The organism is Hydrogenophaga sp. ANAO-22, from assembly GCF_042466645.1.
Lineage (GTDB): Bacteria > Pseudomonadota > Gammaproteobacteria > Burkholderiales > Burkholderiaceae_C > Hydrogenophaga.
Genome location: NZ_CP159956.1, coordinates 4,671,747 through 4,689,544 on the forward strand (window position 1 = coordinate 4,671,747; position 17,798 = coordinate 4,689,544).

Genomic DNA, 17,798 nt, shown 5'->3' on the forward strand with positions numbered 1-17,798 from the left:
TTCGCATATGGAAACTCGGAATCGATCGTTGTTGATGCGCTGACCCGTTCCTAGACTGCCTTCTCTGAACACATTTGTTGGAGAGCAGACGATGGCGCAACGTGGCCTTTCTTCCCCGCTGTTGAGCGATGCGGCCGGGCAGCAGCAGATCGAGACCGATGTCCTGGTGATCGGGGGCGGGCCGGCGGGCGCCTGGGCGGCCATCGCGGCCGCCGCGCGCGGCGCCAGCGTGACCCTGGTGGAGAAGGGCTTCTGCGGCACCTCCGGCGCCACCGCGCCCTCGGGCACCGGCCTGTGGCACGTGCCGCGCGACGCGGCCGCGCGCGAGAAGGCCAAGGCCAGCCGCTACGCCATGGGCGGTGAACTGGCCGAGCACGCGTGGATGGACCGTGTGCTCGAACAGACCTGGCTCAACACCGAGATGCTCACGGAATGGGGCTACCCCTTCCCGATCGACACCGAAGGCCAGCTGCAGCGCACCTCGCTGCAAGGGCCGGAGTACATGCGCCTGATGCGCAAGAAGGTGAAGGAGTCGGGTGCCCGCATCCTGGACCACAGCCCGGCGCTGGAGCTGCTGACCGACGAGAACGGCGATGTGGCCGGCGCCACCGGCCTCACGCGCACCACGGGTGAGACCTGGGTGGCGCGGGCCGGTGCGGTGGTGATCACCACCGGCGGCTGCGCCTTCCTGAGCCGGGCGTTGGGCTGCAACGTGCTCACCGGCGACGGTTACCTGATGGGCGCCGAAGTCGGCGCCGAGCTCTCGGGCATGGAGTTCTCCAACGCCTACGGCCTGGGGCCTTCGTTCTCCTCCGTCACCAAGTCCCTGTTCTACAACTGGGCCACCTTCTACGACCGCGACGGCGTGGCCATCGAGGGCGCGGGCTCGTCTCGCGGCCGCAGCGTGATCGCGCGCACGCTGCAGACGCAGCCGGTGTTCGCCTGCCTGGACCGGGCCGACGCCGAGATCCGCGCCTGGATGCGACACGCGCAGCCCAATTTTTTCGTGTCTTTCGACCGCCAGGGCATCGACCCGTTCAAGGACCACTTCCCGGTGGCCCTGCGGCTGGAAGGCACGGTGCGCGGCACCGGCGGCCTGCACGTGATCGGCGACGACTGCGCGACCTCGGTGCCCGGCCTGTACGCGGCCGGCGACGCGGCCACGCGCGAGCTGATCTGCGGTGCCTTCACCGGCGGCGGCAGCCACAACGCGGCCTGGGCCATGTCGTCCGGTTTCTGGGCCGGCGCGGGCGCGGCCGATTTCAGCCATGGCGCGCGCAGCCTGGCCAGGCGCCGTCTGCACCGTGCGGGCACCGCCGGCATCCAGGAAGGCGGGGCCCCGGCCTGGGACCCTGAAGAACTGGTGCGCGCGGTGCAGGCCGAGGTGTTCCCCTACGAACGCAACTGGACGCGCCGCGCCGACCTGCTGGAAGACTCGCTGCAGCGGCTCGACGCCCAGTGGGCGCGTGTGCGCCACGCCAGCGCGCCGAGCCCGCAGCAGGCGGTGCGCGCGCGCGAGGCCGTGGCCATGCTGGCCACCTCGCGCTGGATGTACCGCAGCGCCCTGCAGCGCACCGAGACGCGTGGCATGGCCCGCCGGCAGGACCACGCCGGCCTGGACCTGGGCCAGCGGCACCGCCTCGTCAGCGGCGGCCTGGACGAGGTCTGGGTGCGCCCGCAAACCGTTCGCCCACCGGTCAACCTGGACCTTGAAAGGCTCGCCGCATGATCGAAATCGTCAGCCCCGAACGCTGCACCGGCTGCAACATCTGTGTGAGCGCCTGCCCCACGCAGGTGTTCGAGGCGGTGCCCGGTGGCATCCCGCGCATCGCGCGCCAGTCGGACTGCCAGACCTGCTTTATGTGCGAGCTGTATTGCCCGACCGATGCGCTGTACGTCGCGCCGGTGGCGGACCACGCCGTCACCGTGGCCGAGGAGGGCACCGAGGTGCGGCAATGGATCGGCAGCTACCGCCGCGCCGTCGGCTGGGGCAAGGACCGCCAGCCCACCGCCGCGCTGGACGCCAGCTTCGAGCTGCTGCGCCGCGCGCACTAGATGGCCCACCCCCGCCGCGCTTCGCGCGACCCCCTCACGGGGGCAACACCTGCGGCCCGGCAAAGCCGGTTCCGCGGTGTTCTGGACTGAAACCCTTCAATCTCCACGGAAACTTCCCATGACCGCTTCTTTCTGGAAACACCTGGCGGCCTTCGCGCTCGCCGCCACCGCCGCTTTCGGCGCCCACGCGCAGGCCCAGCCCGAGACCATCCGCTTCGGCGGTTTCGGCCAGGGCTTCGGCCAACCCCACGGCGTGGCCTTGCTCGCCATCGCGCAGGGCAAGGGCTTCATCGCCGACGAGTTCAAGGGCACGCCCGTGAAGCTCAGCTTCGAGTACTTCACCGGCACCGGCCCCGCGATCAACGAGGCCATCGCCAACAACCGGCTCGACGTGGCGCAATACGGCTCGCTGCCCAACATCATCGGCAAGGCCGGCGGCCTGCCCACGCGCATCCTCGCGTCCTACGGCTACACCACCGTCTTCGGGCTGGCCCGCAAGGACCTGGAGGTCAACTCGTTCAAAGACCTCAAGGGCCGCAAGGTGGCGGTGGCCAAGGGCACGGTGCTGCACTGGGCGCTGCTCAAGGCCCTGCAGGACAACGGCCTCACGCTGCGCGACATCCAGCTGGTGGACCTCAAGACCGCCGACCAGCTCGCGGCCCTGAGCGCCGGCAGCGTGGACGCGGCGGTGGGCTCCAGCAGCCTGCTGACCCTGCGCGACAAGGGCGTGGGCAAGGTGTTCTATTCGTCCAAGGATCAGGGCGCGAAAGCCTCGGGCTTTGGCGGCATCCTGGTGAGCGAGGCCTTCGAGAAGCAGTACCCCGACGCCACGCAGCGCATCGCCAACGGTCTGGTGAAAGCCGCCCACTGGCTGGGCCAGGAGGCCAACCGCGACGAGGCCTACCGCCTCTGGACGCTCTCGGGCATGCCCTACCAGGCCTTCAAGGACGACTACGACGGCGTCTCGCTCAAGGAAGCCTTCGACCCGCGCGTGGACGCCTTCCTGCTCAGCCAGTACGACGACGCGATCGACTTCACCAAGGACAACAAGCTGATCCGCAACGACATCGACGTGGCGAAGTGGGCCGCCCCGCAGTACGTGGAGAACGCGCTGCGCGCCCAGGGCCTGCAGACCTACTGGACGAACCGCGCCGCCCTCGTGGCGCGCCGCTGAGGCCGAGCCATGGCGGCCCTCGAACACCTGGCCGGCGGGGTCGGCGCCTCGCCGCTCCCGCGCGCCGCGACCTGGCCGTGGCGCACCGCGCTGCCGGCCCCGCTGAGGCGCCTGCTGCTGGCGCTGGCCCTGCCGGCGGCCATCGTCGCGCTCTGGCAGTGGGCGGCGGTGCGGGGCTGGGTGCCGCCGCAGATCCTGCCGGCGCCCGCGCTGGTCTGGGACACGTTCCTGGAGCTTGCGCGCGGCGGTGAGCTGCTCGACGGCTTCCTCATCAGCCTGCAGCGCATCGGCTCGGGCCTGGCCCTCGGTGGGCCACTGGGCCTGGCGCTGGGCATCTGGCTGGGCGTGTCGGCGCGCGCGCGCAGCCACCTGGAGCCCACGCTGCGCGCCCTGTTCGCGGTGCCCACGCTGGGCTGGATTCCCATCCTCATCCTGATCTTCGGCATCGACGAGGCGCTCAAGGTCATCGTGATCGCCAAGGCCGTGATGGTGCCCGTGGTGCTCAACACTTCCCGTGGCATCCGGAACATTCCGCTGGCCTACCTCGAAGCCGCGCGCGTGCTGCGCCTGCGCCCCTGGACGCGCCTGACCCGCCTCACGCTGCCGGCCTGCCTGCCCACGGTGTTCAGCGGATTCCGCCTCGGCCTGAGCCACGCCTTCATCGCGCTCATCGTGGTGGAAATGCTCGCGGCCACCGAAGGCATCGGCTACATGATGGTCTGGGGCCGCAAGCTGTTCCAGCTCGACATCGTGATCGTCGGCATCGTGGTCGTGGGGGTGGCGGGCTGCGCGCTGGACCTGCTGCTGCGCTGGCTCGAACGCGGCCTGAGCCGCTGGGCGCCCGGCCATGGCTGAGGTGCGCATCCCCCCGGGTGCCTGGCTGCCGCTGGCCATCGGCGCGGCCTGGCTGCTGCTGATCGACACCGGTGCCATCGCCCACCCGCTGATGGTGCCGCTGTACGAGGTGCTGGCCGCGCCCTTCGTCGATGAACAGGGTCGCCAGATCTGGTCGGCCGCCGCCAGCAGCCTGCTGCGTGTGGCGCTGGGCTTTCTCATCGGCGCCAGCCTGGGCATCGCCGTGGGCGTGGCCGTCGGTCTGTCGCGGCCGGCGCAACTGGCCGTCGCGCCCACCGTGCACGGCCTGCGCCAGGTCGCGCTGTTCGCCTGGATTCCCTTGCTCACCGCCTGGTTCGGCAACGGCGATCTGGTGAAGATCGTGTTCATCTCGATCTCCACCTTCTTCCCGGTCTTTCTCAACACCGAGCAGGGCGTGCGCGGCATCGCGCCGGCCTACCGCGAGGTGGCCGCGATCGCGCGGCTCGGGCCCTGGCTGCGGCTGCGCCGGCTGGTGCTGCCCGCGATCCTGCCCTCGGTGCTGACCGGCGTGGAGCTCGCGCTGCTGACGGCCTGGATCGGCACCGTGGGTTCCGAATACGCGATCGGCACCGGCCGGGGCATCGGCGCCTACCTCGCCACCGCGCGCGACGTGTTCCGCATGGACCTGGTGCTGATCGGCGTGCTGGTGATGGCCCTGGTGGGCTACGGCCTGAGCCGCGTCGCGCAGCTTCTTTTCCCGCGCCTCATTCCCTGGAGAACCCGCTGATGAGCACCCCCACCCTGGAGGCGGCCGCCCCCACCGCCCTGAGCCTGCGCAACGTGGGCAAGACCTACCGGATCGAGGGGCAGGACCTGCCGGTGCTGCAGCGCATCGGCCTGGAGATCGCGCGCGGCGAGTTCCTGGGCATCGTCGGTGCCTCTGGCTGTGGCAAGTCCACGCTGCTGCGACTGATCGCGGGTCTGGACGACCGCTTCGATGGCGACATCCTGATCGATGGCGAACCGGTGGCCGGGCCGGGCGTGGAGCGCAGCCTGGTGTTCCAGGACCACCGCCTGTTTCCCTGGCTCAACGTCACGGACAACATCGGCCTGGGGCTCGACAGCCTGGACCTGAGCCGGCGCGAGCGCGAGGCGCGCATCCGCGAACAGCTCGAACTCGTGGGCCTCACGGGGTTCGCGCAAGCCTGGCCGCACCAGCTCTCGGGCGGCATGGCGCAGCGCGCGGCCATCGCTCGCGCGCTGGTCTCGCGGCCGGACATCCTGCTGATGGACGAGCCCTTCGGTGCGCTCGATTCGATCACCCGGGCCCACATGCAGGAAGAACTGCTGCGCATCTGGCGCGAGCGGCGCATCACCGTGGTGATCGTCACGCACGACGTGGACGAGGCCGTGTTCCTGGGCGACCGCGTGGCGGTGATGGAACCCCGGCCGGGCCGGGTGCAGAGCGTGATCGAGGTCGACCTGCCGCGCCCGCGCGAGCGCACAGGCACGGCCTTCAATCAGATCAAGCAGCGCGTGCTCGGGCAGCTCAAGCGCTGAGCGCGCGGTCGCCTCAGGCGACGACGACGGCCGCGCCTTCGCCGCGTGCCGCGATCTTGCCGATCTCGTGCACGGTTTCACCGAGGCCGCGCAGCGTGGCGGCGCAGGCGGCGGCCTGGTCGGCGGCGATCACCACCACCATGCCGACGCCGTTGTTGAAGGTGCGGTTCATTTCGATGTCGTCGATGCCGGCGGTCTTCTGCAGCCAGGCGAACAGCTCGGTCTGCGGCCAGCTGCCCTTCACCAGGTGGGCGGCCGTGCCTTCGGGCAACACGCGGGGGATGTTCTCCAGCAGGCCGCCGCCGGTGATGTGGGCCAGCGCCTTGATGGGGTGCGCGGCCAGCGCGGCCAGCACGTTCTTCACGTAGAGCCGGGTCGGCTTCATGATGGCTTCCCGGAACGGCTGGCCGTCCAGCGTGGCGGGCAGGTTCGCGCCCGCGCGCTCCAGGCACTTGCGCACCAGCGAGAAGCCGTTGGAATGCACGCCGTGCGAGGCCAGGCCCAGCACCACGTCGCCGGCTTGCACGCTCTGGCCGGTGAGGATCTTGGATTTTTCGACCGCGCCCACGCAGAAGCCGGCCAGGTCGTACTCGCCGGCCGGGTACATGCCCGGCATTTCGGCGGTTTCACCGCCGATCAGCGCGCAGCCGCTGAGCTCGCAGCCCTTGGCGATGCCGCCGACCACGGCCGCGGCCGTGTCCACGTCGAGCTTGCCGCAGGCGAAGTAATCCAGGAAAAACAGGGGTTCGGCACCTTGCACCAGCACGTCGTTCACGCTCATGCCGACCAGGTCGATGCCCACGGTGTCGTGCATGTTCCATTCGAACGCCAGCTTGAGCTTGGTGCCCACGCCGTCGGTGCCGGACACGAGCACCGGCTCCTGGTAGCGCTTGGGCACCTCGAACAGGGCGCCGAAACCGCCGATGCCGGCCAGCACGCCTTCGCGCATGGTCTTCTTGGCCAGCGGCTTGATGCGCTCGACCAGGGCGTCGCCCGCGTCGATGTCAACGCCGGCGTCTTTGTACGAAAGAGGGGTGGAGGGGGTGGTCATGGGCGGTCGGCCCCGGCGCAGGGCGGGGCGGGTCGATGGGCTGGACGCGGGTGGGAGGGGACTTTCGGGTACCCTGGGGGGTGGCCCGATAGAATTTGCCCCTGATTTTAAGGGTTTGCTCTCCCGCATCCCTTGCCCACCCCGCCCAACCCCCGCCCCATGCCCCTGACCTCCAACCAGATCCGAGCCCTGCTGTGGGCCTCGATCGCGGTCGTCATCTGGCTGCTGCTTTCGCTGCTGGCCCCCGTGCTGATGCCCTTTCTGCTGGCCGCGGTGCTGGCCTATGCGCTGCACCCGCTGGTGGAGCGCCTGCACGGCAAGGGCGTGCCGCGCTGGCTGGGCGCCGGGCTGGCCATCACCCTGCTGATGATGGTGCTGCTGGCGGTGCTGCTGCTGATCGTGCCCGTCATCACCAAGCAGGTGCCGCTGCTGCGCGAGCAGGTGCCCGAGCTGCTCAACCGCCTCAACGCCTGGCTCACGCCGCTGGCCGGGCGCTTTGGCGTGAGCCTGTCGGTGGACGTGAGCCTGGTGCGCGGCTGGCTGACCAAGCTGGTGTCCGGTCATGAGGGCGAGATCCTGGAAAGCCTGCTCGCCTCCCTGCGCATCGGCGGCAGCGCGCTGGCCGCCGTGTTCGGCAATCTGTTTCTCATGCCCATCGTGGCCTATTACCTGCTGCTGGACTGGGACAACCTGGTCGAGCGCACCAAGTCGCTGATCCCGCCGCGCTGGCGCGCCAGCGTGCAGAGCTTCCTGGACGAGACCGATGCGGTGCTGGGCCAGTACCTGCGCGGGCAGCTGCTGGTGATGGGCGTGCTCGCGGTGTTCTACACCGTGGCGCTGGCGCTCGTGGGCCTCGACCTGGCGCTGCCCATCGGCGTGTTCACCGGCCTGGCCGTGTTCGTGCCCTACCTGGGCTTCGGCCTGGGCCTGGTGCTGGCCGTGCTGGCCGCGCTGCTCGAATTCCAGACCGTGCTGGGCGTGGCCCTGGTGGCCGCCGTGTACGGCGTGGGCCAGGTGGTGGAAAGCCTCTACCTCACGCCGCGCCTGCTGGGCGAGCGCATCGGCCTGCACCCGATCGCCGTCATCTTCGCGCTGCTGGCCTTTGGCCACCTGTTCGGCTTCGTGGGCGTGCTCATCGCGCTGCCCGCCAGCGCGGTGCTGCTGGTGGCGATCCGCCGCCTGCGCCGCAGCTACATGGCCAGCGCGCTGTACCTGGAAGGCCCGCGCGCGGCGGTGCCGGAAAGCCCCGAGGCATGAGCACCGCCGGACCCACGCCCCCCATGCGCCAGATGGCGCTGGACATCGGCTTCGCGCCGCTGCCCACCCTGACCAACTTCGTGGGGGCCGGCAACGAGGCCGCCATTGAGCACCTGCGCCTGTGGACCAACAACCCGCTGCGCTCGCCGGTGCCCACTTTCCTCTGGGGCGAGAGCGGCAGCGGCAAGACGCACCTGCTGCGCGCGGTGCGTGAGGCGCTGCGCGAGCAGGGCGGCCGCGTGGGCTGGCTGGACGCCACCGTGCTGGACCCGACCGAGTTCGACGACCAGTGGGACGCGGTGCTGCTCGACGACTGCCACCTCTACACCGCGGCCCAGCAGGCCGCGGCCTTCAACTGGTTCGTCAACGCGCAGAGCCCGGCGCACGGCGCCTCGCGCTGGGTGCTGGCGGCGGCGACCTGCCCGCCGGCCGACCTGCGCCTGCGCGAGGACCTGCGCACCCGCCTGGGCTGGGGCCACGTGTTCCAGTTGCAGGCCTTGAGCGAAACCGAACGCCGCGCCGTGCTGCGCCGCGCGGCGGACGACCGCGGCGTGTTCCTGAGCGACGAGGTGATGGACTTCATGCTGCGCCGCTTCTCGCGCGACCTCTCCAGCCTGATGATGCTGCTCGACCAGCTCGACGCCTATGCGCTGCGCACGCAGCGCGCCATCACCATTCCCCTGATCAAATCCATGCTGGAAAACGAATGAGATTGGCTCTCTTCGACCTGGATCACACCCTGATCCCGCTCGATTCCGATTACGCCTGGGGCGAGTTCACCGTCTCGCTCGGCTGGCGCGACGCCCAAGGCTTCTCCCAGGCCAACGCCGGCTTCTACGCCGACTACAAGGCCGGCACGCTCGACATCCACCACTACGTGCGCTTCGCCATCGAGGCGGTGCGCGAGCACGGCATGGCGGTGTCGCAGAAGGCGCACGAGCGCTTCATGCGCGAGGTGATCGAGCCCGCCATGCACGAGCCCGCGCGCGCGCTGCTGCGGCGCCACCAGGCCGCCGGCGACACGGTGGTCATCGTCACCGCCACCAACGAATTCGTCACCCGCCCGATCGCCCGGGCCTTCGGGGTGGACGAACTGATCGCCATCGAACTCGAACGCGACGCGCGCGGCGAACCCACCGGGGCCATCCGGGGCACGCCGTCGTTCCGCGAGGGCAAGATCGCCCGTGTGGAACAATGGCTGGCCGCACGGGGACTGGACTGGTCGCGCGTGCAGCACAGCACTTTCTACAGCGACTCCATCAACGACCTGCCGCTGCTGGAAAAAGTCAACGAGCCCGTGGCCACCAACCCGGATGCCCGGCTCCGCGCCATTGCCCTCGAGCGGGGCTGGCGCACACTGAACCTATTCGAATGATCAAGAAATTCATCGATCGGCTGCTGGGCAAGTCCAGCGCCCCTGCCGGCCGCCGTGCCAACCCCTTCGGCAAGCGCGAAGACGTGCCGGCCAGCGTGCACGGCATCGACCGTTCGCTGGTGGACCAGCGCGCGCTGGACGTGGTGCACACCCTCAAGCAGGCCGGTTTCGAGGCCTACCTGGTGGGCGGTGCGGTGCGCGACCTGCTGCTGGGCCTGCGGCCCAAGGACTTCGACGTCGCCACCAGCGCCACGCCCGAGCAGGTCAAGGGCCTGTTCCGCCGCGCCTTCATCATCGGCCGGCGCTTCCGCATCGTGCACGTGATCTACGGCCGGGGGCGCGAGCACGAGGTCATCGAGGTCTCGACCTTCCGCGCCTACATGGACAACGCCGCGGCCGAGCAGGTGGCGGGCAACGAGCGCACCAGCAAGGGCGAACTCGCGGGCATGAAGCACGCGGTGGACGCCAGCGGGCGCGTGCTGCGCGACAACGTCTGGGGCCCGATCGAGCAGGACGCGGCCCGGCGCGACTTCAGCATCAACGCGATGTACTACGACCCGGAAACGCAGACCGTGGTCGACTTCCACCACGGCATCCGCGACGCCAAGAAGCGCACGCTGCGCATGATCGGCGACGCCGCCACGCGCTACCGCGAAGACCCGGTGCGCATCATCCGCGCCGTGCGTTTCGCCGCCAAGCTCAGCGGCCTGGGTTTCACCTTCGACGCCAAGACGCTGGCGCCGCTGGCCTCGTCGCACACGCTGCTGGCCGATGTGCCACAGAGCCGCCTGTTCGACGAGATGCTCAAGCTGCTGCAGACCGGCCACGCGCTGGCCAGCATCGAGCAGCTCAAGGCCGTGGGCCTGGGCACCGGCATCTACCCCTTGCTCGACATCGTCGTGCAGCGCGCCGACGACGACTTCGTGAAGCTGGCCCTGCAGGACACCGACCGCCGCGTGAGCGAAGGCAAGCCGGTGGCGCCGAGCTTCCTGCTGGCCTGCGTGCTCTGGGCCGACGTGCGCAAGGCCTGGAACCAGCACCTCACACCGCGCCCGAACCAGCGCCCGCCCGCGCCCTTCGCGGCCCTGCAGGCGGCGGTGGACGACGCCTTCGAAGCCCGCATCGGCGACGTGTCGGGCCGGGGCAAGCTCGGCGCGGACATGCGCGAGATCTGGATGATGCAGCCGCGCTTCGACAAGCGCGTGGGCACCTCGCCGTTCAGCCTGGTTGAGCAGCCGCGCTTCCGTGCTGGCTTCGACTTCCTGCGCCTGCGCGGGCAGGTCGGTGAGGTCGAGGAAGAACTCGCGCATTGGTGGGAAACCTTCAGCACGGCGAGCGACGCCATGCGCGAGGACATGGTGGATGCGCAGCGCCGCGAGAACCTGGCCAAGCCGGGCGCCAGCAAGGCCCGGCGCGTCAAGCGCACGGACGCGGACCACCCGGCGGCGGCCGCTGCCGAACCGAACGAAGTCGATCCGCGTTTCCGCTCCGTCGAAGGCGACGAGGGTGGGGATGCGCCGTCGGACGACACCCCGCTGGACGAGGGTTCGGCACCGGCCAAGAAGCGCCGCCGTCGCCGCCGCAAGCCCACCGGCGCGGGACCGGTCGAAGGTGGCGGTGGTGGCTCGGATGAGGCCGGCGGCTGAGGCCTGCTGACACCCCCGTGATGGCCGCGCCGCGCGCCGAGGTCACGGCCCATGTGGCCCTGGGCGCCAACCTCGGGGACGCCGGGAAGGCCTTGCGCGAGGCGCTTGCGGCCCTGAATGCCGTTCCTGGTGTGCGGGTGCAGCGCGCCTCCAGCCTGTACCGCACGGCACCGGTGGATTCCAGCGGGCCGGACTACCTCAACGCCGTGGCCGAGGTCGCCACCACGCTCACCGCGCCCGCCTTGCTCGACGCGCTGCAGGCCATCGAGCAGGCGGCCGGCCGCGAGCGGCCCTACCGCAACGCGCCGCGCACGCTGGACCTGGATCTGCTGCTGTACGGCGAGTGCCGCATTCACTCAACGCGGCTCACCGTGCCGCATCCCCGCATGGGCGAGCGGGCCTTCGTGCTGGTGCCCCTGGCGGAGATCGCGCCGCAACTCGTGAGCGCCGCCGCGCTGCGGGCGGTGGCGGGCCAGCGCATCGAACGCGCGGGCCCGATCGAGGTGGGCGTCCGGCCTTGAAGGAGCCGGGCCTCGATGGCGCGTTTTTTTGCCACCGGCGCGAACCGTTTGCCTCCGTTGCCGCCTCTTAGGGTTTGAGGGTCTTCCTCGGCCAACAAGGAGTGCATGGTGATCTATGTCAAGAATGTCCCGAACTGGGAGCGCGTGGTGCGGGTGGTCGTGGGCGCCATGACCATCGCTTTCGCGGTGGTCAACTGGGGCGTCTCTAACGTCGCCGTGGGGGCCGGTGTCACGGGCGCCGTGCTGGCCCTGAGCGGCCTGGTCGGCTTCTGCCCGATGTGCGCGATGTTGGGCCGCCAGCTCGACAAGAGGGCCTGAGCATGGCGGACAGCGTGGCGGATCGCGACCAGCTCATCCTGGTGGCACAGACCGGCGACCCGGCCGCCATCGCCCGCCTGCTGGCCCTGTGCCAGACGGACGCGCGCCGCTATGCCCACAAGCACTGCCATGCCAGCGACGTCGATGACGCGGTCCAGGAGTCCTTGCTGGTGGTCTCGCGAAAGGTCCAAAGTCTCCGGGCGGCCGCGGCGTTCTCGTCGTGGCTGTTCGCGGTGATCCAGCGCGAGTGCCGCAAACTGTCGCGCAGCCTGTTCCGGCACGAGCCATTGACCGACGACATCGCCGAAGCGCAGATGCTGGACCGAACGGATGGTGCACTGCGGATCGACTTGGCCCATGCCCTGGAGTCGCTGCCAGCCCACTACCTCCAGGTGGTGCTGCTGCGCGATTTCGAGGAACTGACCATCGCGGAGATCGCTCAACGGTTGAGCGAGCCGCCCGGCGCGGTCAAGAGCCGCCTGCACCGCGCGCGCGAACTGGTGCGCGAGTACCTGCTCGGCGCTGACGCGCCCGCCAAAAGCTGAGCGTGCCGGGCCTCAGGGGGCGAGCCGCTCGCGCAGCCAGCCGCCGTCGGCCTGCGCGGTGTAGCGCAGCCGGTCGTGCAGGCGGCTCTTGCGGCCCTGCCAGAACTGCCAGGTGTCGGGCTTGAGTCGGTAGCCGCCCCAGTGCGGCGGGCGCGGCGGTTTCAGCAGGAACTGCGCGCCGTACTTCGCGGCGTTGGTCACGAGCACCGTGCGGCTCTCGATCACCTCGCTCTGCGGGCTGGCCCAGGCGCCGATGCGGCTGTCCAGCGGGCGGCTGTGAAAGTACGCGTCGCTCTCTTCGTCGCTCACCTTTTCCACCGTGCCCTCGATGCGCACCACGCGCTCGAGCTCGACCCAGTGGAACTGCAGCGCGGCGAACGGGTTGCCCGCGAGCTCGCGGCCCTTGCGGCTCTGGTAGTTGGTGTACCAGACGATGCCGCGTTCGTCGCAGCCCTTGATGAGCACGATGCGCGTGCTCGGACGCAGGTCCGAGCCCACGGTGGCCAGCGTCATGGCGTTGGGTTCAGGCACCTCGCCACGGATGGCTTCGTTGAGCCACTGGTCGAACTGTTGCAGCGGGTCGGCGTGCGAGGCGGACTCGCTGAGTTCGGCCTTTTCGTAGCTCTTGCGCAGGTCGGCGATGTTCATGCGGGCAGTATAGGAGCGAGGCCCCGACGGGGCCTTGTGTCGGGTCAATCGGCGAGCGCCAGCAGCTTCTGCAGCGCCCGGTCGTGGATGCCGTGGTGCAGCAGACCCTCGAAGGTCTGGCGCGCGTAGTCCAGCGTGGTGCCATAGCGCCCGCAGGAGCGGGCAAAGATCTCGCGGTAGCGCTCGTCGCTCAGCGTGCCGGTGTAGCTGGGGCTCTGGCGCGAGAGCGTGAAGGCCAGCGCGCGCACCGGGCCCTGGGGCGTGTCGCAATGCAGCCACCTCGGGTCGTAGACCGGGTTGGGCATCTCGCGCGCCCACAGCACCGGCATGAGGGCTTCCACCTGCTCGTGCGGCACTCGCAGCGCCAGACCGGCGCAGCTGCCGCCGGGCATCAGCGCGAACACCAGGCCCGGGCATTCATACGTGCCCCGGTTGACGCGGCTCCACATCTGCAGGCAGCGGTGGTAGCCGCGCACGCGCGCCGGGCGCTGCTCGGCGGCCTCGAACTCGGGGCGCCAGACCAGCGAGGCGTAGGCGAACACCCAGAGGTCTGGCCGCGGCCCCTGCGCGCGCCATTGCGCCAGCGTGTCGGCCATCATCTGCGCGCCGTTTCTCAGGGCAGGGTCGTGGAGCGCGCGCGTCCTCGGGGTGTCACGGTCGGCCATTTACAATCTTTGTCGAGTTCTTTCCCATTATTCTTCACGGAGTGTTTCCCATGTCCTCTCAGGATGACGAACCCGAGTACCGCGTTGTGGCGGTGGTGCTGATCAGCGCGATCCTGTTGGCGGTAGGCCTTGCCTTGGGCATGGGCATTTACAAGTCGCGCCAGGCCGCGCCCAGTGCCGGCCCGGCGGCAGTGGTTCCGGTCGCGGCCGTTGTGGCTGTGACCACGGTCACTCCGGTGGGCGATGACGCCAGCGTGGTGGTCGAAAACGGCGTGGTCAAGTTCTACTTCGCGTCCGGCAAGGCCGACCTGGCCGCCGGCGCGCTCGATGCGCTGGGCGAAGCAATCGCCGCGGCCAAGGCCGGCAAGAAGCTGGTGCTGTCGGGCTTTCACGACCTGACCGGCGACCCGGCTTTCAACGCCGAGCTGGCCAAGCAGCGCGCCATCGCCGTGCGCAGTGCCCTGGTGGGCGCGGGCGTGGCCGAAGGCGCGGTGGAGCTGAAGAAGCCCGAGCAGACTGCCGGCACCGGCAACAACGCCGAAGCGCGCCGCGTGGAAGTGCTGATCGTGCGTTGAGCTGGCCTGAGCGCCCACAAAAAAGCCCGGCATGCCGGGCTTTTTCGTCCACGCCCGGCAGGCGTTCAACGCAGGCCCTGGCCCGCTTCTTTTTCCGCGCGCTGGATCAGCTCGATCTTGTAGCCGTCGGGGTCGGTCACGAAAGCGATCACCGTGGTGCCGCCCTTGACCGGGCCGGCCTCGCGCGTCACGTTGCCGCCGGCCGCCTTGATCTTCTCGCAGGCCGCGTAGGCGTCGGGCACGCCCAGGGCGATGTGGCCGTAGGCCGTGCCGAGTTCGTAGCTCTCGGTGCCCCAGTTGTAGGTGAGTTCGATCTCGGCCTGGGCCGGGTTGCCTTCGTAGCCCACGAAGGCCAGCGAGTACTTGTACTCGGGGTTCTCGGAGGTGCGCAGCAATTGCATGCCCAGCACCTGGGTGTAGAAGTCAATCGAGCGCTGGAGGTTGCCCACGCGCAGCATGGTGTGTAGAAGTCGCATGGGTGCTATTTTGACGGCACTTCAAAGACCAGGCAGGTCGTTGTGGCATGCGCGTACAGCTTGCCGTCGGGCCCGACGATGCGGCCCTCGGCGGTGGCCAACTGCCGCCCGGCATGGACCACCGTGCCGATGGCGCGCAAGGGGCCGCTCCTGTAGGAGGCCGCGCGCACGATGTTCACGCTGAGTTCGGCCGTCGTGTAGGCCCGGCCCACCGGCATGACGGTGTGCACCGCGCAGCCCACGGCGGAGTCCAGCAGCGTGGCGTACCAGCCGCCGTGCACCGTGCCCAGCGGGTTGTAGTGCTTGAGCTGGGGCTGGCCCTGGAACACGGCCCGGCCTTCACCGATTTCCACCAGCGAGAAGTCCAGCGTGTCGGCGATGTGCGGGTAGGGCAGCTTGCCGTCGAGCATGGCCTGCATCTGCTGCATGCCGGTCAGGCCCGCGAGATCGGCGGGGTTGGCCAGGCCCACGCCCGCACCGGCGTTCATGCGGGCCACGACGGCCTCGTATTGCTGGATCCACTGGGCCTGGGTTTCTTCGACGGTCATGGTTCGATTCCTTTTTGTTTGCAGGTACAAGTATTGTAGATACAATCGTCTCATGAATGCCGACACCCAGGTGACATCGCCGACCCCGGTGGGTTGCACCAACTTCAAGCTGCGCCAGCTCACGCGCCGCGTGACCCAGCACTACGACCAGCACCTGGCCGGCTCGGGGCTGAAGATCACGCAGTACTCGTTGCTGACGCACGTGGACCGCCTCGGGCCGCTGGCGCCCGGCGAGCTGGCCCGGCGCATGGACATGGGTGCCTCCACCCTCACGCGCAACCTGCAACCCATGATCGCGGCGGGCTGGCTGGCCCTGGGCGAAGGGGTCGATGCGCGCAGCCGGCTCGTGCACATCACCGACGCCGGGCTGGAGCTGCGGCGCCAGGCGCAGCGGCGCTGGAAGGCCGCGCAACTCTCACTCAACGACAAGCTGGGCGTGGCCACCGTGGCGGCGCTGCACGGGCTGCTGGACCAGGGGCTGGCCGCGTTTCACGAGGAAGACACCCATGAAGACTGAGACCTTGACCGCCGCCGCGCCCGCGCGTGCGCCCTATGTGTGGTGGCTGGTGCTGCTGGCCGCGGCCGGGGCTTTCGCGCTGACCATGGGCACGCGCCAGACCATGGGCTTTTTCCTCTCGCCGCTGAACACGGCCACCGGTCTGGGGGTGGGCAGCATCAGCCTGGCGTTCGCCTTCGGCCAGCTCTGGTGGGGGCTCACGCAGCCTTTCGCGGGCGCCGTGGCCGACCGCATCGGCGCCGGGCGCGTGCTGCTCGTGGGTGTGCTGCTGGTGGCGCTGGGCATGTACCTCACGCCGCTGATGACCAGCACCTGGGGCCTGATCCTGGCCATCGGTGTGCTCGCGGCCGGTGGCGCCGGCATGGCCGGGCCTTCGGTGCTGATGGCGGCCACCGCGCGCCTGATCCCGGCCGAACGTCGGGGCATGGCCACCGGCATCGTGAACGCGGGTGGCTCGTTCGGTCAGTTCCTCATGGCGCCCCTGGCCGCCGCGCTCACGCTGGGCCTGGGCTGGGTCGGTGCGCTGCAGGCGCTGGGCCTGATCGTGCTGCTGGCGCTGCCCGCGGCCTGGGTGTTGCGCGGCCCGGGTCCGGCCGCCAAGGCCGGGGCGGCGCCCGCGCCGGTGGCCTTGCCCACCGGCCAGGCGATCCGCCAGGCGCTGAACACGCCGAGCTACCTGCTGCTCTCGGCCGGTTTCTTCGTGTGCGGCTTTCACGTGGCCTTCCTCGCCACGCACCTGCCCGGCGTGGTGGCCGCGTGCGGCCTGCCGGCGCCGGTGGGTGCCTGGGCGCTGGGCGTGATCGGTCTGTTCAACATCATCGGCAGCCTGGCCATGGGCTGGGCCGTGGGCCGCTGGCGCATGAAGTCGCTGCTCTCGCTGGTGTACGCCTCGCGCGCCGTGGCGGTGCTGGTGTTCCTGCTGGCGCCCAAGACCGAGGCCGTGATGCTGACCTTCGCTGCCGTGATGGGCCTGACCTTCCTCTCCACGGTGCCGCCCACGGTGGGCCTGGTGGCCAAGTTCTTCGGCACCGGCAACATGGCCATGCTGTTCGGCATCGTGATGCTGGCGCACCAGGTGGGGGGCTTTCTCGGCGCCTGGCTGGGCGGCCAGGTGTTCGAGGCCACGGGCAGCTACGACTGGGTCTGGTACATCGACATCGTGCTGGCCGTGGGCGCGGCGCTGATCCACCTGCCGATCCGCGAAGCCGTGGTGGCGCGGCCCCGGCCCGCGTGAAGCAGGGCAGCGCTCAGACCGGCACGGTGTAGTTCAGCGCCATGCGCCCGCCGTCGACGGTGACGATCTCGCCGGTGACGTAGCTCGCCGCGTCGCTGGCCAGCCAGGCCACCACGTCGGCGATCTCGTCGGGTTCGCCGAGCCGCTTGAGCGGCGTGCGGCTCAGGATCTTGTGGCGCGCCTCTTCACTGGTGAGCACGGCCTGGGCCGCGAGCTCGGTGGCGATGGTGCCGGGCGCCACCGCGTTGACGCGGATGCCGTGGTCGGCAAGCGCCAGCGCCATCACGCGGGTGAGCTGGTTGATGCCGCCCTTGCTCACGTTGTAGCTGGCGATGTTGGGGATGGCGAGCACGCCATTGACCGAGCTCATGTTCACGATGCTGCCGCCATCGGCCTGCTGCGCCATCGCGCGGGCCACCGCCTGGCCCATGAGGAAGGCGCCCTTGAGGTTGACGCGCAGCACCTCGTCGAAGTCTTCTTCGCTCACGTCCAGAAAGTGGGCCGCCTTGAAGATGCCGGCGTTGTTGACCAGCACGTCGATGCGGCCGTGGCTGTCCAGCGCCAGTGCGACGATGGCGTCCACGTCGGCCTTGTCGCCTACGTCGCAATGCATGTAGGTGCCGCCGAGTTCGCGCGCGAGGGTGCGGCCGCGCGCGTCGGCCACGTCGGCGATCACCAGCTTGGCGCCTTCGCGCGCGAAGCGGCGCGCACAGGCTTCGCCGATGCCCTGGGCCCCGCCGGTGACGAGGACGATGCGGCCCTGGTGGCCGAAATGCACGGAGGAGGAAGAGGCTGGGGTGTTCATGCCGCCATGGTA

General features: G+C 69.9%; 22 protein-coding genes. 16 read left to right on the forward strand and 6 right to left on the reverse strand.

Annotated elements, in window-relative coordinates; all coding sequences use genetic code 11:
* Positions 1–91 precede the first annotated feature (91 nt).
* From ABSY19_RS22575 to ABSY19_RS22600, 6 genes are all read left to right on the forward strand, one after another.
* Complete coding sequence (locus ABSY19_RS22575; protein WP_382156125.1) at positions 92–1,729, forward strand: FAD-dependent oxidoreductase; 1,638 nt, start codon at positions 92–94, stop codon at positions 1,727–1,729.
* Positions 1,726–2,055 (forward strand): 4Fe-4S binding protein, encoded by a 330-nt coding sequence (locus ABSY19_RS22580; protein WP_382156127.1) that lies wholly within the window; start codon positions 1,726–1,728, stop codon positions 2,053–2,055. The genes ABSY19_RS22575 and ABSY19_RS22580 overlap by 4 nt, the downstream gene beginning before the upstream one ends.
* Positions 2,056–2,173: 118 nt before the next feature.
* The gene (locus ABSY19_RS22585) at positions 2,174–3,229 is read left to right on the forward strand and encodes an ABC transporter substrate-binding protein (protein ID WP_382156128.1); all 1,056 of its coding nucleotides are present in this window, start codon (positions 2,174–2,176) and stop codon (positions 3,227–3,229) included.
* Between the two features lie 9 nt (positions 3,230–3,238).
* A complete protein-coding gene (locus ABSY19_RS22590) occupies positions 3,239–4,084 on the forward strand; it encodes an ABC transporter permease (RefSeq protein WP_382156130.1) in 846 nt (281 codons plus the stop codon).
* Positions 4,077–4,832 carry an ABC transporter permease gene (locus ABSY19_RS22595; protein ID WP_382156132.1) on the forward strand — a complete coding sequence of 252 codons (756 nt, stop codon included), beginning with the start codon at positions 4,077–4,079 and terminating at the stop codon, positions 4,830–4,832. The genes ABSY19_RS22590 and ABSY19_RS22595 overlap by 8 nt, the downstream gene beginning before the upstream one ends.
* Positions 4,832–5,605: an ABC transporter ATP-binding protein gene (locus ABSY19_RS22600; RefSeq protein ID WP_382156134.1), complete on the forward strand. Its 774-nt coding sequence runs from the start codon at positions 4,832–4,834 to the stop codon at positions 5,603–5,605. Before ABSY19_RS22595 ends, ABSY19_RS22600 begins: the two co-directional genes overlap by 1 nt.
* Positions 5,606–5,618: 13 nt before the next feature.
* On the opposite strand, the gene purM is transcribed toward ABSY19_RS22600, so the two are convergent.
* Positions 5,619–6,656 carry a phosphoribosylformylglycinamidine cyclo-ligase gene (purM, locus tag ABSY19_RS22605; RefSeq protein ID WP_382156136.1) on the reverse strand — a complete coding sequence of 346 codons (1,038 nt, stop codon included), beginning with the start codon at positions 6,654–6,656 and terminating at the stop codon, positions 5,619–5,621.
* Between the two features lie 159 nt (positions 6,657–6,815).
* Here purM and ABSY19_RS22610 point away from each other — a divergent pair, with 159 nt between their 5' ends.
* From ABSY19_RS22610 to ABSY19_RS22640, 7 genes are all read left to right on the forward strand, one after another.
* Entirely contained in the window at positions 6,816–7,913 is a 1,098-nt protein-coding gene (locus ABSY19_RS22610; protein WP_382156138.1) for an AI-2E family transporter, read from the forward strand.
* Between the two features lie 23 nt (positions 7,914–7,936).
* Positions 7,937–8,623 carry a DnaA regulatory inactivator Hda gene (hda, locus tag ABSY19_RS22615; RefSeq protein WP_382163911.1) on the forward strand — a complete coding sequence of 229 codons (687 nt, stop codon included), beginning with the start codon at positions 7,937–7,939 and terminating at the stop codon, positions 8,621–8,623.
* Positions 8,620–9,288 carry an HAD family hydrolase gene (locus ABSY19_RS22620; protein WP_382156140.1) on the forward strand — a complete coding sequence of 223 codons (669 nt, stop codon included), beginning with the start codon at positions 8,620–8,622 and terminating at the stop codon, positions 9,286–9,288. The genes hda and ABSY19_RS22620 overlap by 4 nt, the downstream gene beginning before the upstream one ends.
* Complete coding sequence (gene pcnB / locus ABSY19_RS22625) at positions 9,285–10,934, forward strand: polynucleotide adenylyltransferase PcnB (RefSeq protein WP_382156142.1); 1,650 nt, start codon at positions 9,285–9,287, stop codon at positions 10,932–10,934. The genes ABSY19_RS22620 and pcnB overlap by 4 nt, the downstream gene beginning before the upstream one ends.
* Before the next feature lie 20 nt (positions 10,935–10,954).
* Entirely contained in the window at positions 10,955–11,455 is a 501-nt protein-coding gene (gene folK, locus ABSY19_RS22630) for a 2-amino-4-hydroxy-6-hydroxymethyldihydropteridine diphosphokinase (protein ID WP_382156144.1), read from the forward strand.
* A gap of 105 nt (positions 11,456–11,560) precedes the next feature.
* A complete protein-coding gene (locus ABSY19_RS22635; RefSeq protein ID WP_382156146.1) occupies positions 11,561–11,773 on the forward strand; it encodes a DUF2892 domain-containing protein in 213 nt (70 codons plus the stop codon).
* 2 nt (positions 11,774–11,775) lie between these two features.
* Positions 11,776–12,318, forward strand: a complete 543-nt coding sequence (locus ABSY19_RS22640; protein ID WP_382156148.1) for an RNA polymerase sigma factor — start codon at positions 11,776–11,778, stop codon at positions 12,316–12,318.
* A gap of 12 nt (positions 12,319–12,330) precedes the next feature.
* Here the strand turns inward: ABSY19_RS22640 and pdxH are convergent, their stop codons facing one another.
* On the reverse strand, positions 12,331–12,966 hold the full coding sequence (gene pdxH / locus ABSY19_RS22645) for a pyridoxamine 5'-phosphate oxidase (RefSeq protein ID WP_382156150.1): 636 nt from the start codon (positions 12,964–12,966) through the stop codon (positions 12,331–12,333).
* A gap of 44 nt (positions 12,967–13,010) precedes the next feature.
* Complete coding sequence (locus ABSY19_RS22650) at positions 13,011–13,631, reverse strand: gamma-glutamylcyclotransferase (RefSeq protein ID WP_382156152.1); 621 nt, start codon at positions 13,629–13,631, stop codon at positions 13,011–13,013.
* A 50-nt stretch (positions 13,632–13,681) separates the two neighbouring features.
* Here ABSY19_RS22650 and ABSY19_RS22655 point away from each other — a divergent pair, with 50 nt between their 5' ends.
* Positions 13,682–14,206, forward strand: a complete 525-nt coding sequence (locus ABSY19_RS22655; RefSeq protein ID WP_382156154.1) for an OmpA family protein — start codon at positions 13,682–13,684, stop codon at positions 14,204–14,206.
* Between the two features lie 65 nt (positions 14,207–14,271).
* Here the strand turns inward: ABSY19_RS22655 and gloA are convergent, their stop codons facing one another.
* Together gloA and ABSY19_RS22665 are read right to left on the reverse strand one after the other, a co-directional pair.
* The gene (gene gloA / locus ABSY19_RS22660) at positions 14,272–14,682 is read right to left on the reverse strand and encodes a lactoylglutathione lyase (RefSeq protein ID WP_382156156.1); all 411 of its coding nucleotides are present in this window, start codon (positions 14,680–14,682) and stop codon (positions 14,272–14,274) included.
* A gap of 5 nt (positions 14,683–14,687) precedes the next feature.
* Positions 14,688–15,230 carry a PaaI family thioesterase gene (locus ABSY19_RS22665; RefSeq protein ID WP_382156158.1) on the reverse strand — a complete coding sequence of 181 codons (543 nt, stop codon included), beginning with the start codon at positions 15,228–15,230 and terminating at the stop codon, positions 14,688–14,690.
* A 52-nt stretch (positions 15,231–15,282) separates the two neighbouring features.
* On the opposite strand from ABSY19_RS22665, the gene ABSY19_RS22670 reads away from it, so the two are divergent.
* Both ABSY19_RS22670 and ABSY19_RS22675 read left to right on the forward strand, forming a co-directional pair.
* Positions 15,283–15,747, forward strand: coding sequence for a MarR family winged helix-turn-helix transcriptional regulator (locus tag ABSY19_RS22670; RefSeq protein ID WP_382156160.1), 465 nt, complete (start codon positions 15,283–15,285; stop codon positions 15,745–15,747).
* Positions 15,737–16,981 (forward strand): MFS transporter, encoded by a 1,245-nt coding sequence (locus tag ABSY19_RS22675; RefSeq protein WP_382156162.1) that lies wholly within the window; start codon positions 15,737–15,739, stop codon positions 16,979–16,981. The genes ABSY19_RS22670 and ABSY19_RS22675 overlap by 11 nt, the downstream gene beginning before the upstream one ends.
* 13 nt (positions 16,982–16,994) lie before the next feature.
* On the opposite strand, the gene ABSY19_RS22680 is transcribed toward ABSY19_RS22675, so the two are convergent.
* Entirely contained in the window at positions 16,995–17,786 is a 792-nt protein-coding gene (locus ABSY19_RS22680; RefSeq protein WP_382156164.1) for an SDR family NAD(P)-dependent oxidoreductase, read from the reverse strand.
* Positions 17,787–17,798 lie beyond the last annotated feature (12 nt).

Coding starts and splice junctions, on each gene's coding strand:
- ABSY19_RS22575 (WP_382156125.1), top strand. CDS start 92: ATGGCGCAACGTGGCCTTTCTTCCCCGCTGTTGAGCGATGCGGCCGGG.
- ABSY19_RS22580 (WP_382156127.1), top strand. CDS start 1,726: ATGATCGAAATCGTCAGCCCCGAACGCTGCACCGGCTGCAACATCTGT.
- ABSY19_RS22585 (WP_382156128.1), top strand. CDS start 2,174: ATGACCGCTTCTTTCTGGAAACACCTGGCGGCCTTCGCGCTCGCCGCC.
- ABSY19_RS22590 (WP_382156130.1), top strand. CDS start 3,239: ATGGCGGCCCTCGAACACCTGGCCGGCGGGGTCGGCGCCTCGCCGCTC.
- ABSY19_RS22595 (WP_382156132.1), top strand. CDS start 4,077: ATGGCTGAGGTGCGCATCCCCCCGGGTGCCTGGCTGCCGCTGGCCATC.
- ABSY19_RS22600 (WP_382156134.1), top strand. CDS start 4,832: ATGAGCACCCCCACCCTGGAGGCGGCCGCCCCCACCGCCCTGAGCCTG.
- purM (WP_382156136.1), bottom strand. CDS start 6,656: ATGACCACCCCCTCCACCCCTCTTTCGTACAAAGACGCCGGCGTTGAC.
- ABSY19_RS22610 (WP_382156138.1), top strand. CDS start 6,816: ATGCCCCTGACCTCCAACCAGATCCGAGCCCTGCTGTGGGCCTCGATC.
- hda (WP_382163911.1), top strand. CDS start 7,937: ATGCGCCAGATGGCGCTGGACATCGGCTTCGCGCCGCTGCCCACCCTG.
- ABSY19_RS22620 (WP_382156140.1), top strand. CDS start 8,620: ATGAGATTGGCTCTCTTCGACCTGGATCACACCCTGATCCCGCTCGAT.
- pcnB (WP_382156142.1), top strand. CDS start 9,285: ATGATCAAGAAATTCATCGATCGGCTGCTGGGCAAGTCCAGCGCCCCT.
- folK (WP_382156144.1), top strand. CDS start 10,955: ATGGCCGCGCCGCGCGCCGAGGTCACGGCCCATGTGGCCCTGGGCGCC.
- ABSY19_RS22635 (WP_382156146.1), top strand. CDS start 11,561: ATGGTGATCTATGTCAAGAATGTCCCGAACTGGGAGCGCGTGGTGCGG.
- ABSY19_RS22640 (WP_382156148.1), top strand. CDS start 11,776: ATGGCGGACAGCGTGGCGGATCGCGACCAGCTCATCCTGGTGGCACAG.
- pdxH (WP_382156150.1), bottom strand. CDS start 12,966: ATGAACATCGCCGACCTGCGCAAGAGCTACGAAAAGGCCGAACTCAGC.
- ABSY19_RS22650 (WP_382156152.1), bottom strand. CDS start 13,631: ATGGCCGACCGTGACACCCCGAGGACGCGCGCGCTCCACGACCCTGCC.
- ABSY19_RS22655 (WP_382156154.1), top strand. CDS start 13,682: ATGTCCTCTCAGGATGACGAACCCGAGTACCGCGTTGTGGCGGTGGTG.
- gloA (WP_382156156.1), bottom strand. CDS start 14,682: ATGCGACTTCTACACACCATGCTGCGCGTGGGCAACCTCCAGCGCTCG.
- ABSY19_RS22665 (WP_382156158.1), bottom strand. CDS start 15,230: ATGACCGTCGAAGAAACCCAGGCCCAGTGGATCCAGCAATACGAGGCC.
- ABSY19_RS22670 (WP_382156160.1), top strand. CDS start 15,283: ATGAATGCCGACACCCAGGTGACATCGCCGACCCCGGTGGGTTGCACC.
- ABSY19_RS22675 (WP_382156162.1), top strand. CDS start 15,737: ATGAAGACTGAGACCTTGACCGCCGCCGCGCCCGCGCGTGCGCCCTAT.
- ABSY19_RS22680 (WP_382156164.1), bottom strand. CDS start 17,786: ATGAACACCCCAGCCTCTTCCTCCTCCGTGCATTTCGGCCACCAGGGC.